The sequence below is a fragment of the Kordia sp. E genome (assembly GCF_056033805.1).
This window is the reverse complement of record NZ_JBRASR010000002.1, coordinates 253,136-266,576: the sequence shown is the minus strand read 5'-3', so window position 1 is coordinate 266,576 and position 13,441 is coordinate 253,136. Positions and strand designations below refer to the sequence as shown.

Sequence of the window (13,441 nt, the reverse complement as noted above, 5' to 3'; positions counted from 1 at the left end):
GCTGCCTGTAAATACAGGCAGCTTTTTATAAAAAAATAACTGTATCTAAGTAAGATAAGCTATTATTAACATACTGGCCATGCTCCTGTACAACTACGTGTTGGAATACAATCAGCAACTGGAATACTATGGATTTGTGCTTGCGCATTTCCTCCACCATCGCATCCTACTTGCGTACATACTGTAGCGGCAGTTCCTGCTTGGTGACATCCTTCGTATCCTGTACATCCTAAAAGATGAGTTGGTCCACCACACATACTTGGTTGTGTGCAAAGTGTAGCAGCAGTTCCATGATCTCCACATCCTGGGTATGCAGTATGTCCAAGCGTTTGTGCTTGCGCATCTCCACCACCACACATACTTGGTTGTGTGCAAAGTGTAGCAGCAGTTCCATGCTCTCCACATCCTAGGTATGCAGTATGTCCAAGTGTCTGTGCTTGCGCATCACCTTGTCCACATCCTTCGTAACCTGTAGGTCCTATAATACATCCTGGATATGCAGTTTCTCCAACACAGTGACCTGGTTGTGTGCATCCTTGCGTTCCTGTTGGCCCAACAATTGTGCAACCTTGTGTTCCAGTTGGTCCTACATTTTGTGCATGTGCTCCTGGACATGCTATTAATGTTGGACAAATTTCTGTTGGGAAAATCGTTTGTGCTTGCGCATTTCCATTACCAGGACAAACTGTAGCAGGTGGTGTTCCTGTTGGTGTAAGACATCCTTGGTATCCTGTGCATCCTAATAGATAAGTTGGTTGTGGGCAAACAGTTGCTGGAGGCGTGCCAGTTGGTTGAATACAACCTTGCCATCCTGTAATTCCAACATTTTGTGCTTGTGCATTTCCATCACATGGAGGATTAATTGTTGGGCATGGTGTAATTGCCGTACATCCGATTGTGTGTGGTACACATGCTGGTGGTAATGTAGGAGGTAAAATAGTTTGTGGCTGTGTGCAACCTTGCGTACCAGTTGGTCCAACACAATGACCTGGTTGTGTACAACCTTGTGTTCCAGTTGGTCCAACAATTGTACACCCTGGATATGCAGTTGGCCCAAGCGTTTGTGCTTGTGCGTTTCCGTCATTAGGACAAACAGTAGCAGGTGGTGTTCCTGTTGGAGGAATAGTAATACATGGTGTAATTGCTGTACAACCTACTGTGTTTGGTACACATTTAGGCGGTACCGTTTGTGGAGGAATAGTAACACATGGTGTAATTGCTGTACATCCAATAGTATTTGGTACTACATTTTGCGCCTGTGCTCCAACAGTAGTTGCAATTGTAGTAGTTACTGTTATACATCCAATAGTTGGAGGTAAAATAGTTTGTGGCTGTGTGCAACCTTGTGTCCCTGTTGGTCCAACAATTGTGCAACCTTGCGTACCAGTTGGTCCAACACAATGACCTGGTTGTGTGCAACCTTGTGTTCCAGTTGGTCCAATTAAACAATGTGGAGGCGTCGTACATCCTTGTGTACCAGTTGGCCCCAAAATAGTTTGTGGCTGTGTGCATCCTTGCGTTCCAGTTGGACCAAGACAGTGACCAGGTTGTGTGCAACCTTGTGTTCCTGTGGGTCCAACATTTTGTGCATGTGCGCCACCACCATTACCACAAGTAAGGGTAATAGGAGGTATTCCACATCCGTGAAAAAATGTAAACATAATAATTAAATTTAAAGGTTAATAATATGATCTTTAATTCCTTATAGGTAATAGACTGTAATATTGATCTTATTGAATTATTTATTTCCCGCACTGTCCGCATCCACAAATAGAAGCTTGTGCTCCATGTGGTTGTGTAGCTGTATTTCCTTGTGCGGTATTTGCATATTGTTGATAAATGTCTCCTTGGAAGAATTGTTCTGCATCTTGTTGAGGTTGTGTAGCAGAATTTCCTTGTAAATATGTTGCTGCGTTTTTAACCCAAATGATGGTTCCGCCAATGGCACTATGCGTTTTGGTAATATTTACATCGTGTATGATATCTTCATCTTTTATTATAACTGAAGTTTTTAACAATGTATCTAGGTAAAATGTAATGTTATCTTCCTCAGTACCTTCAGCAACAAAACCATATATCATAATTACATCTTCTATTTTTTCACCATCTATGATTAAGCGTTTAGGAAGTTCATCTAATGCTAATTTTTTTGCCATGATTTTATATTTTTAGTGTAGTTAAGTATCCTAGTTTAGTCTAAGGCATTAATGGCTTCCATTAACTTTTTCCCATCAGGAGATCCTAAACCAGTGCAAGGATTCCAGCCAGAAGCTGCTAGATATAAATTGTTGTTACCTTCTAAAATTTGATGAAATGCTTCTGAATTCATTAAAGCATATAAGTGTTGATTGATGAACCCTAGTCTGTAACCTAAGTTTTGGTTCATACGAGCAATTAGTGCTGCCCAAAGCGGTGTTGCTAAACTTGTACCACCAATCTTAGCCCAATTTCCTTCAAAGAAAATAGCATAACCAGTTGCATCTGCAGCATTTGCAGCAACATCAGGAATACCAGTTCCTCCTGCTTTGTGATAGGGTTCAAATTGCGGGAATTTTTCTAAATATTCTTGAATAGCTTCTACTTGATAGGAAGCTTCTGCTACTCGTTGACTAAAACCGCCACCAGAACCTATTTGTGTCTGACTAGTAGTTTCATTCCAAACAGTTTCAGAGATAATTCTTTCCTCATAAATTTCAAGTCGCGTTCCTCCACAACCTAAAACATATTCAAAATTTACAGGAACATTTACATTCGCATAAGGTTTATTGTTTAGAGCTCCATTGTCACCAGAAGCACCCAAAACCGTAATTCCTTTTAAAGCTGCTTCGTGAAAGACGTTGTTTAATTCTATAATTTCTTGTTGAGAATATCCTAATTCTGATCCTGCCCAACTGATAGAAATAACCGTTAATTTATTTTTCGTATCTGCTAAAGCAACCTTCATTGCATTCAAAATAGTAGTTCCATAGTAGACTACTAACTTTGCTTTTGGCGCTAATGCTCCAAGTACTTGAATGTCGGCAGTTACTTCCACATTATCATTTATTGGAGTTGAAGCTGGCTCACCAACAACTTGAATTTCTGGAACTTCTAAATCATACGTTTCAAAATATGTTTCTAAGTCACTTTGTTCAAATTTTCCACCTAATTCTATAATTCCAATTGTTTGCTTAGTTCCGTCACCTTCAGGAAAGTTATAAACATCAGCAATTTCAATTGCACTATGTCCATGTGCTGGTTCTTGAATTGGAACTGTATGTCCGTCACCAACTCTTTTTTCTTGATTGGTTTTTACAAACCCAGTTTTTTGGGAAGGATTCACAATATCTTCTGCACTTGCACTTTCTTGCTTTTCTTCACCTTCTGCATCTAAATGAATGTCTCCTTGTGAGCTTAAAAATTTTAATGCTTCAATGTTTACAGGGCTTTCTTCATCAGAAATATCATTAGATTTTATTTTGATGGTAATTTCACGCGCCTTTTTATCATAATCTACTTCCCAATTATGTGCTTTGGCGTGTTCAATTATTTCGTCTGCATCGTCTTTGCTAGGAGCGAAGATTTTAGAGTGTGAAGTATTTGATAAGTATTTACGATCTTTAGGATGTTTGTCAATCGCATTATTGATCATTCCTTGTTGTCGTTTCGTAATTTCATTGATTGGTACGTATACTTTAATTTCCAATACGTCTTCGTGTGTAGTGTTGTCTTGAGTAGCTTCCATAAGATGATAAGGTTTATAAGGTTCTCAAAGTTGCAAATTACAGCCCTATTATAGATGCGTGTTTTTACTTGGTTTTGAGATTGAGTATTATCACTTTTATGCCCGTAATAAACACCTAATGATGTTTTAGTGGTGACTTTTTTATTTGATTATCAGTAGTTTAGTTGTTTGTTTTGTAGAATTGTAAAAAAGAAAAGTTCCAACATCTATAATTAGTAAGATGAAGGAACTTGTTAGCTCAAGAAAATTAATTGACAACTCTAAAAGAGCTTGCTTTTAGGCAAATTAATTATGATGTAAATTATTCAAATAGCTTGACGGATTAATTCCAGTATGTTTTTTGAATGTTTTAGAAAATACTTCTGTACTCGTAAACCCAAACTTTTTTGCTAATGCTTTTACAGTATATGTTTTTAGTAAATCATCTTTTTGTAACTCTTTTAAAAGATGTTTTATACGTAAATCATTAATGTACGAGCTGAAATTTTTTTCATAATTAATATTGATGATTTTAGATAAGTATTTTGGGTTTGTTTGAAATTTCTTTGCTAATGAATGTAAAGAAACTGGTTTCAAAAAACCTTTATTGTTCTCAAAGTTAGAAAGCTTGTCCATTATGTTCAAGATAACATCTTCATTGATTTCAAGCTTTGTATTTTTGGGTTCTTCTTTTTTAAAAAAGTATTCAAAGAAGTGACTTAGTTTGTTTAGTAAGCGTGACATTTTACAATAGGTAAAATTTGTATTAATAGTAAAAAATAGTCTCAAAACCGTTTTGGTAGAACGGTCATGAGACTTGGATTAAAAACATAGTGATTATGTATTTTTAGTATATATCAATCGTTATTTGCTGACTGAAAATATATCTTTCAATTGTTTTACAACGCCACCGTTTCCAGCGACTGTAATTTCGCCGATTTTATCTGCGATTTTTTCAACATATTCCATCTCTTTCAACTGATATAGCATTTCGTTTTCCTCCATCAATTTTGCTGTGTTTAACAAACTTCTAGTAGAAGCAGTTTCTTCACGTCGCGTAATGATGTTTGCTTGTGCTTTTTTCTGTGCAATTAAAACTTGATTCATGATATCTTTCATTTCTCCCGTTAAAATCACATCGCGAATACCACAATACAATACCTGTATTCCAAGCGTTTGAACAGTATCTTTGATGTTTTCAAATACTGCATTGGCGATGTTTTCCTTTTGGTCTAACAATTCATCCAATGTGTAGTTTCCAACAAATGCACGTAACTTTAATTGCATAGCAATGTATAGTTGCTTTTCAAAGTCTTTATTGTCTAAAACTGCTTTTTTAATATCTACAACTTTATATTGTGTATAAAAGTTAATTCGGATTGCAGCTTTATCTTTTGTCAGTAATTCTTGACCAGCAATTTCTAATTGCAATTGACGCATATCTACTTTTGAAATTTTGATACTTGTAGCGTTTCGCCAAAAGCGATACATTCCTGATTCTAAAATTCTTTCAAATTTGTCATCAATCAATAAGATTGCTTTTTCGTATTCAAGTATTTCAAATGCTTTTAAATAGTTTGCCAATTTGTAATTACCGAGTAAGTTTTTGTCTTTGATTTCGGTAACTTCAATTTTGCTTAAGTCAATACGTGTAAAAGTTCTTTCTACCAAGCCTTTCCAAAACAAATGTTGTCCTGCTTCTAATACTGCTTTGAAGTTTCCTTTTTGAAACATCAATACAATTTCAGTATCCTTAATGTCAATTACTTCTAGCATATTTGCTAATGTTTCATCTTGCAATAAAATTTCACTAGCAATTTGAGCATGAAATTTTTCAGTAAGATTGTACACGGTTACATGTTGACTATATTTTAGCCAATACGTTCCTGCAGTAATTACTTTTTGATAGTTTCCGTTTTTGAAAACCAAACCTACCATTCCTGTGTTAATTCGTACTCGTTTCATTTCTCTATTATTAATAAGTGCCATTACTGGCGATTTATACATTTTTTTAGTAAAAACGATTCGTATCAATCATTCATCCTTTACGGAAATATTGATGTCTACAGGTTTTCGATAGTTCTTTTTTGAGAATGGAATCGCGCTAAGCAAAACACTTTTATTGTATTTTTTTTAGTTTGATTTGATTGTCAAGAAATCCTAGTTTCTATCTGTACACATTCAATATGTCAAAGTAGTTTCAAAATTGCTGTTCGTTTTAGTAAAACTTCAGCAGATTGATACGTCATCGTTTTCGTCAATTTTAACAGCGTGACAGGCTGGTGATTTTTTTAGAAGAAACCTAACTTCAATCTACATTAACAGTGTAGTACTCTACCAATTGAGTTACAATAGCCAACCTTTCGGAGCTACTGACCGGACTCGAACCGGCAACATCCAAAAAACATTGTTCTAACCGCTGAACTATCTCTTGCGAGAATGGGATTCGAACCCATGACCCATGTTCCCCTTATGGAAGATTATTATTTGGCTAATAACCCGAAGCCTTCAAATCGAGTTGGATATAAAAACATGATGCATCGCTGCAACGTTTTATACAATCGTGCTATACAGAAACACGCAACAAGACTCGCTTGATATTTTAATAGTACCTCTTACCAGATTCGAACTGGTACTTTCGTTAATACGAACAGATTGGCTATAAATGCGCTTCCCTACTTTAAATTTTGTTTGTTTCGGTGCTTCTGCAAATTCTATTCATTAGTAAGCGTATCACTAACGACATCTTCCAATCACTCCGTGGTTACGTCTAATCTTTTACCACAGGACTTCCTTTTATGCTAAAGAGGCTTTTTCCTCGCTACAACCCACGTATAGCGAGGATGACTAACTAAACAGTATATTGATTAGCAACTGTTTTTCTTTCTGGAACAAATATTTTACATTACTGCGCATTCATTTTGCGTAGTTAAAATTTATTTTTTCTGATACTATATTTTGAACATTAAGAGGCTTAGGTCATAATATGTTACCAGTGATTTACTAATTATAGAATGGCAAGTGTTGCACTTGCATCTTTGAGATATACACTCACTATTTTAAAATTTAAACTACATTCTTTTTGTGGAATAAATAGGATTCGAACCTATATTTCTGGGACTTCAATCCAGCGCATTGACCAACTTTGCTACTATTCCTTTTTGGGTGACTTCGGGATTCGAACCCTGTTCTTCTCATTCACAGTGAGGCGTTTTACCAAATAAACTAAAGTCACCATTTTGTAGTGATAGAAAGACTTGAACTTTCATCTGCCAACTTATCAGATTGACGCTTTACCAATTAAGCTATATCACTATTTTTAGTGGCGATAGAAAGATTTGAACTTTCAACTTCTGGCTTATGAGACCAGTGCTTTACCAGTTAAGCTATATCGCTATAGTAGATCTGAGAGGAATCGAACCTCTTCTCCGAGAATCAAATGCTATGCATTCACGAATTCCTAATTAATGGAATATGAACGCATGAGCTAAAATCTCGTGTGCTAGCCGTTACACAACAGATCAATATGTAAGTTTAATAGGATTCGAACCTATACTCTTAGCTTCGTAGGCTAATGTACTATCCGTTACACCATAAACTTGTTGCACTCTTTTCAAGATTGCATTTGTACAGGAAGAGAGATTCGAACTCTCAAAAGACTGTTTCTAAGACAGCCGCGTATGCCGGTTCCGCCATTCCTGTTTAGTACTCCGTAAGGGAATCGAACCCTTGTTATCTGCTCGAAAGGCAGGTGTCCTAGCCGTTAGACGAACGGAGCATTTTAATTATTTCGTCTGAGAATCAGGACTCACAAAGTGTTCCTGCAATATCTCATTGCAAATCAAATTCAAGTACACTTGTTTTGATTCTTTCGTCTGAGAAGCAGGATTCGAACCTACATCCTCTCGCGTCCAAGGCGAGTAAACAGCCAATTGTTCTATTCTCAGTTTGCAGTACCGACGGGATTCGAACCCGCAACTTCTCGAGAGACAGTCGAGCACTCTAGCCATTGAGTCACGATACTATATTTGTGGAAGTAGTAGGATTAGCTCACTACTTTTCCATTTGATAAATTGGTGTTCGTGAATGCTAGCATTTCGAACCTACACGCTTTAAAAGACCTGATTTACAGTCAGGCGAGCCACCAATTACTCAATACTTCCATATTAGAGACAAGGACGAGAGTCGAACTCGTAAAAAACAGTTTTGCAGACTGTTGCTTTCACCATTCAGCCACCTTGTCATTGCGATATTGGAAGGATTTGAACCTTCAACCTAGAAGTTAACAGCTTCTTGCTCTGCCATTGAGCTACAATATCATTTTGTGGAGATACGGAGACTTGCACTCCGTGCTGCGGGATGCAAACCCACTATTTTCGCTTGGTAAACTATATCCCCAAAATTTTGATCTGTTGTGGAAGAAGTGGGAGTCGAACCCACACGAGTCATTAACTCCGAACGGTTTTAATTCCGCACTCTATTTCCAGTTTTGTCTCATTGAATTCGCAAGCTTATTTTAAGACCGTGGCCACCGCCAATTGCTCTTCCAAAATATAAACCACAAAAAAAGCATCTCTTTTTTCGGGAGATGCTTTTATAAAGTTCATATATAGTTACTGTCAGCGTAACATACCTTTATAATTCTCCCGTTTGTGTATATACATACTATCTCCTGTCAGTTCTTGTAAAAACTGTTCCCAATTCTTCGGCGAACGAAGGCAAATGGCTAAATCGGATATGTGATGTATAGTAAATTTCATGATGTCTCTTTTTGTTTTCGACGTTGCAAATATGAAAATCATTTTTTGATTACACAAGTTTTTTTGAATTTATTTAACTGATAATCAGTTGGTTATGTTTTATTTTATGCATAAGAATTCCTGTCCGTTTTTTAACGGATACTAAACTTTTTAGCAACTGGCTGTCTCTCAATTGTTTTTCGTTTCAATCTTTTATTTTTCTATTTGGTTATGCTTTGAACATTTTTTAATTTTTTTTCATAAAAAAAGCGTCTAATTTCTTAGACGCTTGTTGTTTTTATAGTTTTTGTGTTATTTCATAGTATGTTTCACTGATAAAAATCTACATAAAGCGTCCCGTTTCGCAAAAATGGTTCAACCATTCCGCGATTTCTGTCCTGACTTTTCAGGCAAATAGAGGCTATATGTATATAATATCTTGTCATTAGTGCGGCAAATATGTGATTTTTATACGATTACTTCCAAATTAGAAGGATTATTTATACTGAATCTAGTTTGTTTTTATATTAAAAATAAGCAACGATAGGTGAGATTCGAACCCACAACTTCCTGCGTGACGGGCAGACACTCTTCCAATTGAGCTACTACCGTTGCCGTTTTTACAAAGACTGAGCGAGACTTGAACTCGCACCTCCAGAGATGATGCCAGATATTCTTCCAATTAAACTATCAATCTTTGTGTATCAAAATTTCTTATTATATTATTTTAAAAGAGCAACAGACGGGATTCGAACCCGCGACCTCCATCGTGTAGTGATAGTGTTCTTCCAACTGAACTACTGCTGCATCTTTTGTCTTTTTCACCAATCTACAACAGTATAGTTTTTCAGTAACTGCCCTGTAAATATAGCATTGTTTTTTTCATTTTCATAAATAGGATGTACGATTCTTGCTGCGCCATCTACAGGATCAAGCGGTGGAATGTATCCTTTTTCAAATTGTTTTTTACGTAATGTTTCTCTTGCACCAGTAGAAATCCAACCAACATCAACTGCATTCATATAAATGCTATCTTTTTCAAAAGTCATTGCTGAAGTTCGCGTCATCATATTTAATGCTGCTTTGGTCATATTTGTATGTGGATGAAACATGGTTTTGTTGTTGTAGCTAAATTGCCCTTCCGAAGAAGTTACATTGATAATATGTTTTTTCTCAAATGTTGAATTCTTCAATAATGGTAATAATTCTTTAATTAAGAAATATGGAGAAATCTGATTGATTAAGTTTACTTCAATTAATTCCTGCATAGAGATTTCTTCCAAGGTAGCATTCCAACTATTTTTAGTTCTATTATCTATAGGTTGCCCAAATCGATTGAGTTCTAAATAACTTTTTTCTACATGATTTTCTAGGAGTTTTACATTTGCTACAGGCGTTTCATTCGCAATAAAGTTTTGTTGACCAGAAAAACCAACAGCCAATTGCTGTTCTTTTGTAATTAATGGTGTGTAATATTGATCTGTATATTTTATGGTTTGCGCTGCATTATTGATTAGAATATCGAGCGTTTCGTGGTTGTTTTTATAGTAACTGATGAAGTTTTCAACCGATTTCAGATTTCGTAAGTCTAATCCATAAACTACTAAATTACTTTTCCAGTATTCATAATCTTTTTCTTGTCGAAATTGATCCAAAGCACTTCCTGGAAAGCGAGTTGTTACTGTTACATGTGCGTTGGAACGTAACATTTTCAACGCAGTTGCATACCCAATTTTTACGCGTCCACCAGTTAAGATTACGTTTCTACCTGATAATTCAAGATTTTTGAATCGATTTTCATAGTTCATTTCCGCGCAAGACGGACATAAACGATTGTAGAATGAATGTGCAAATGAATAGGAAATACTACAACAATAACAATTTTTTGGAACATTCAACTTTGTGAATGATTGCGGAGTTTCTGTTTCGGCTGTTTGATAAACCGTTGTGTTTTTTAATGCTTTTTTTGAAATTTCACTGTTTAGAATTGTTTCTAAATCTGCTATTTTTTTAGCGGAATAGCTTTCTTTCCGATTTGATTTTTTCGCTTTTTTATGAATTTTCGTAATGAGTGTTCCAAACTGTTGATTGTCTGGATTCTCTAATGGATTTTCTTTCAGCGCATGCAAAACCTTTAGGCACGTTTCCCATTCTTGTTGTGAAAAATTATATGTCTGATCATTTTCTGTCATAATCATAGCTTTCAAAAGGTTCTAAAAATCCAATAAGTTCATTTGTGTCTTTTCTCCAACGAATTCCGTGACCACTTGCAATGCGAACTTCATATACCAATTCGTGTTTGTAATGTGTAAATACATTCCACCAGGTTTTATGCTTCAGCATATGTTTTATGAGTTTTTGCACGTTTTCTTCTTTTTCTTGATTGTTTCCTTTGATGGTTCCCCAAAAATTATCCGAAGAACGTTGCGCATGTTTTTCCCAAGCACGAACAGCTTTTGAAATTTGATTATTATGTGCTTCAAAACTGCGTTTTAACAATTCTTTTCGCAAACTAGGAATTGCTTGTTCATTTTGAATACTCGCTGAGGTTAATCGTTGGCCAGCTAAAATTAGCGTATATGCGAAAGGCGTTTGCTCCAATGCAGTAGCAAACGCCTTTCGCGTAATTACATTCCATTCAAAATTATATTTTTTGAGGATATGGAATTGTGTTTTGAAGATAGAAAATACTTCCTGAATATCGGGAATGATTTCTTCTTCAAAATGTGGTTTTCCATGAATTTTAGTAAAATCATTTCGATATAATGCATAGACATTTCGCGCAAGCAATGATAGATGTTCGTTTTGTAAAAACCCATCATATTGCTCTTTCCATTCATCCGAAAGGAAACTTTTACAGGAATATGCAATGTCTAGTAAAGCGTTCATGCGTTTTTAACTTATGTTCAATTTAAATTTAGAGTATTCAATGACTTATATGTTTCGTATTTCATTTATGGTTTTCAATTTTCTTTTTCTTTGTTCGCCCAAAGAAAAGAAACAAAAGAAAAGGCGCCTTTTCCAGAGGTATTTTTAGCTGAAAAAGCTAAAACCACAAATGTTTTTCTAAATTTTCTCCAAGGCTTCAAAAATTTTTAACGAAAAACATTTGTTATACTTCGGAAAAAGAAACTTCGCGCTCTAATTTACATGAAACTTATATTTTGTTATAAAATTCAGTTCTAATATCAATTAGTAATTCGTTGATTATTTCCAAATTAGGGCGTTCTGGTAAATTTGAATTTGCGTATAATGTTTCTAATTCCACTTTCAATTCCGCAGCCCAAGTTACTAATTCATCATATTCAAATTTTCCATGTTTTATGTCTAACAAGAATTCACGATCTAGACGTTTTACATGAATTGTATTTTCCGTAGCAATTTCTTTTGCCATGCGTAATAATCGGAACGTATGCATCATGTTTTTAGAATCGTAATTTTTTCCATGTGAAATGGTTGTTTTGTAACGTTCGTCATTTCGTTTTTCAACCCAATTCCAGTATTCCTTGTATTTTTTACAATATGAAGAATAACTGTCTTTATTAAAAAATAATAGTCCAATTGATTTTTCCCCTTTCGGGATAGAACTCAGTGACAATTCATTTGCATTTTTCCTTTTCATAATTCCTCTATAGGGAATATTTTCATTGTGGTATAGATTGTGACAATCTTTTAAATGTGGAATATTCGTGACTCCACAATGTTCTTGTTTTATGTTTTTTTCTGTTAGAAAAGTTTGCAAAGGAATCGAAGTTCCATTTTCATACATAAAACAAAAATCCAATACAGATTTTCGTTCTTTTTCCATTGGATTGACAATTTTCTTTTCGAGTCCACGCGCTTTTTTAATTTGTGTAAACGCATAATTAGCAAAAGATTTTTCACATTGTTTGGATAGAAAGATGTCTAATTTAATTTTATCAAATAGCGGATCTTTTTGTAAGATACAGTCTTCAGAAACATTCAGTAATTCTAAAATATTTGGATTGTTTTTTGAACACAATGAAATGAACTTTTGCAATTCATAATACACAGTGTCATTCGTTTCATCATTGATCTGGTCAATGTAATCAAGTGAATAATATATAGATTTCGGCAATACAAAAACACCTCGAATATCTGTGTCGGAAGTCGGCGTATCTAATCCGTACGCTCGACTTCCGCTAATACATTCAAATATAATATGCCCAGATTTTTTGAGTTCTTGGAGTGTCATGCTATTGTTTTTGTAAATAGTTTATTAAAATCATCTGGATTTGCTTTTACATTTTTCAAATCTTTTCGAACTTCATTATTCTCTGCAACGATTTTCTTTACTAAATTGATTAAACGGATATCTACAGGTTCGTCACTTTTTTCAATGTGCTTGCTTTTTAACAGAATTAATTCATCCAAAAGTTTACAGGAATCTTCATCAAGTAATGAATACATTTCTCGGAATGCTACTGGCGGAATGCTTCCGTTTTTATAGATCCAATTGGCGCATAAAGCTGTTCGAATTGCATAGAAATAACTTTTCAAGGTCATTTCTTCAGAACCTAAAGTCTCTTCAAAATTTTTATTCATACTATGATAATGAAAAAATCCAGAAACAGGATTGAAATTGTCTACGGCAACCGTTTTCATTTCTTCCAAGAAAGTTCCAGAACTTCGATATACAATAGGCGAGAAGAGCCAACCCAATAATGAGGCATTCGATTTTGAAAGCAATTTTAATGCTTTTCGAATGTCCCAACCTGAACCGTCTAATTCATCTTCAGTCATGAACTGAATCGTATCTTTATGCTTCCATAAACTTAAATACCATTCTGTATTGTGTTTGTATACAAAACGGATATCATAATCAGAATCGGGAGAAGCAAAGCCCCAAGCTCTGCTTCCTGATTCTACTGCGAATAAGATTTCGATATTTCTATCGCGTTCTATTTCGTTCAATTTTTCTAGTATTCGTGTTTTCATCACTGTATAATTTCTTTCGATACCCAAAGATGAATTGTTA

9 protein-coding genes and 15 tRNA genes are annotated in these 13,441 nt (G+C 35.2%); all 24 read right to left on the bottom strand.

The window, feature by feature from the left end; translation table 11 throughout:
- Positions 1-65 precede the first annotated feature (65 nt).
- A complete protein-coding gene (locus ACUUYC_RS04055) occupies positions 66-1,661 on the bottom strand; it encodes a hypothetical protein (RefSeq protein ID WP_474264091.1) in 1,596 nt (531 codons plus the stop codon).
- 81 nt (positions 1,662-1,742) lie between these two features.
- Positions 1,743-2,156: a hypothetical protein gene (locus ACUUYC_RS04050; protein ID WP_474264089.1), complete on the bottom strand. Its 414-nt coding sequence runs from the start codon at positions 2,154-2,156 to the stop codon at positions 1,743-1,745.
- Positions 2,157-2,191: 35 nt separating this feature from the next.
- A complete protein-coding gene (locus ACUUYC_RS04045; RefSeq protein WP_474264087.1) occupies positions 2,192-3,724 on the bottom strand; it encodes a S53 family peptidase in 1,533 nt (510 codons plus the stop codon).
- A 285-nt stretch (positions 3,725-4,009) separates the two neighbouring features.
- Entirely contained in the window at positions 4,010-4,447 is a 438-nt protein-coding gene (locus ACUUYC_RS04040) for a helix-turn-helix domain-containing protein (protein ID WP_474264085.1), read from the bottom strand.
- A 120-nt stretch (positions 4,448-4,567) separates the two neighbouring features.
- Positions 4,568-5,668: a slipin family protein gene (locus tag ACUUYC_RS04035; RefSeq protein ID WP_474264083.1), complete on the bottom strand. Its 1,101-nt coding sequence runs from the start codon at positions 5,666-5,668 to the stop codon at positions 4,568-4,570.
- A gap of 1,120 nt (positions 5,669-6,788) precedes the next feature.
- Positions 6,789-6,861 (bottom strand) — tRNA-Phe (locus ACUUYC_RS04030).
- 6 nt (positions 6,862-6,867) lie between these two features.
- A tRNA-His gene (locus ACUUYC_RS04025) sits at positions 6,868-6,938 on the bottom strand.
- A gap of 7 nt (positions 6,939-6,945) precedes the next feature.
- Positions 6,946-7,018: transfer RNA gene (locus ACUUYC_RS04020), tRNA-Ile, on the bottom strand.
- 8 nt (positions 7,019-7,026) lie between these two features.
- Positions 7,027-7,099 (bottom strand) — tRNA-Met (locus ACUUYC_RS04015).
- A 133-nt stretch (positions 7,100-7,232) separates the two neighbouring features.
- A tRNA-Arg gene (locus ACUUYC_RS04010) sits at positions 7,233-7,304 on the bottom strand.
- A gap of 27 nt (positions 7,305-7,331) precedes the next feature.
- Positions 7,332-7,405 (bottom strand) — tRNA-Leu (locus ACUUYC_RS04005).
- A gap of 4 nt (positions 7,406-7,409) precedes the next feature.
- Positions 7,410-7,481: transfer RNA gene (locus tag ACUUYC_RS04000), tRNA-Glu, on the bottom strand.
- Positions 7,482-7,577: 96 nt separating this feature from the next.
- Positions 7,578-7,650 (bottom strand) — tRNA-Pro (locus ACUUYC_RS03995).
- 4 nt (positions 7,651-7,654) lie between these two features.
- Positions 7,655-7,727 (bottom strand) — tRNA-Asp (locus ACUUYC_RS03990).
- Positions 7,728-7,873: 146 nt separating this feature from the next.
- Positions 7,874-7,946, bottom strand: a tRNA-Cys gene (locus ACUUYC_RS03985).
- A gap of 4 nt (positions 7,947-7,950) precedes the next feature.
- Positions 7,951-8,022, bottom strand: a tRNA-Asn gene (locus ACUUYC_RS03980).
- A gap of 96 nt (positions 8,023-8,118) precedes the next feature.
- Positions 8,119-8,251, bottom strand: a tRNA-OTHER gene (locus ACUUYC_RS03975).
- A gap of 730 nt (positions 8,252-8,981) precedes the next feature.
- Positions 8,982-9,054: transfer RNA gene (locus ACUUYC_RS03970), tRNA-Asp, on the bottom strand.
- A 13-nt stretch (positions 9,055-9,067) separates the two neighbouring features.
- Positions 9,068-9,139: transfer RNA gene (locus ACUUYC_RS03965), tRNA-OTHER, on the bottom strand.
- 37 nt (positions 9,140-9,176) lie between these two features.
- Positions 9,177-9,249, bottom strand: a tRNA-Val gene (locus ACUUYC_RS03960).
- Positions 9,250-9,263: 14 nt separating this feature from the next.
- On the bottom strand, positions 9,264-10,634 hold the full coding sequence (locus ACUUYC_RS03955; RefSeq protein WP_474264081.1) for an SDR family oxidoreductase: 1,371 nt from the start codon (positions 10,632-10,634) through the stop codon (positions 9,264-9,266).
- Positions 10,621-11,331, bottom strand: a complete 711-nt coding sequence (locus tag ACUUYC_RS03950) for a hypothetical protein (protein WP_474264079.1) — start codon at positions 11,329-11,331, stop codon at positions 10,621-10,623. The genes ACUUYC_RS03955 and ACUUYC_RS03950 overlap by 14 nt, the downstream gene beginning before the upstream one ends.
- Before the next feature lie 268 nt (positions 11,332-11,599).
- Positions 11,600-12,658, bottom strand: coding sequence for a nucleotidyltransferase domain-containing protein (locus ACUUYC_RS03945; protein WP_474264077.1), 1,059 nt, complete (start codon positions 12,656-12,658; stop codon positions 11,600-11,602).
- Positions 12,655-13,401: a nucleotidyltransferase domain-containing protein gene (locus tag ACUUYC_RS03940; RefSeq protein ID WP_474264075.1), complete on the bottom strand. Its 747-nt coding sequence runs from the start codon at positions 13,399-13,401 to the stop codon at positions 12,655-12,657. Before ACUUYC_RS03940 ends, ACUUYC_RS03945 begins: the two co-directional genes overlap by 4 nt.
- Positions 13,402-13,441: the final 40 nt, after the last annotated feature.

Bases quoted from the DNA above. Each gene is read 5' to 3' on its own strand.
- ACUUYC_RS04055 (WP_474264091.1), bottom strand. From the start codon at position 1,661: ATGTTTACATTTTTTCACGGATGTGGAATACCTCCTATTACCCTTACT.
- ACUUYC_RS04040 (WP_474264085.1), bottom strand. From the start codon at position 4,447: ATGTCACGCTTACTAAACAAACTAAGTCACTTCTTTGAATACTTTTTT.
- ACUUYC_RS03940 (WP_474264075.1), bottom strand. From the start codon at position 13,401: ATGAAAACACGAATACTAGAAAAATTGAACGAAATAGAACGCGATAGA.
- ACUUYC_RS04045 (WP_474264087.1), bottom strand. From the start codon at position 3,724: ATGGAAGCTACTCAAGACAACACTACACACGAAGACGTATTGGAAATT.
- ACUUYC_RS03945 (WP_474264077.1), bottom strand. From the start codon at position 12,658: ATGACACTCCAAGAACTCAAAAAATCTGGGCATATTATATTTGAATGT.
- ACUUYC_RS03950 (WP_474264079.1), bottom strand. From the start codon at position 11,331: ATGAACGCTTTACTAGACATTGCATATTCCTGTAAAAGTTTCCTTTCG.
- ACUUYC_RS04035 (WP_474264083.1), bottom strand. From the start codon at position 5,668: ATGAAACGAGTACGAATTAACACAGGAATGGTAGGTTTGGTTTTCAAA.
- ACUUYC_RS04050 (WP_474264089.1), bottom strand. From the start codon at position 2,156: ATGGCAAAAAAATTAGCATTAGATGAACTTCCTAAACGCTTAATCATA.
- ACUUYC_RS03955 (WP_474264081.1), bottom strand. From the start codon at position 10,634: ATGACAGAAAATGATCAGACATATAATTTTTCACAACAAGAATGGGAA.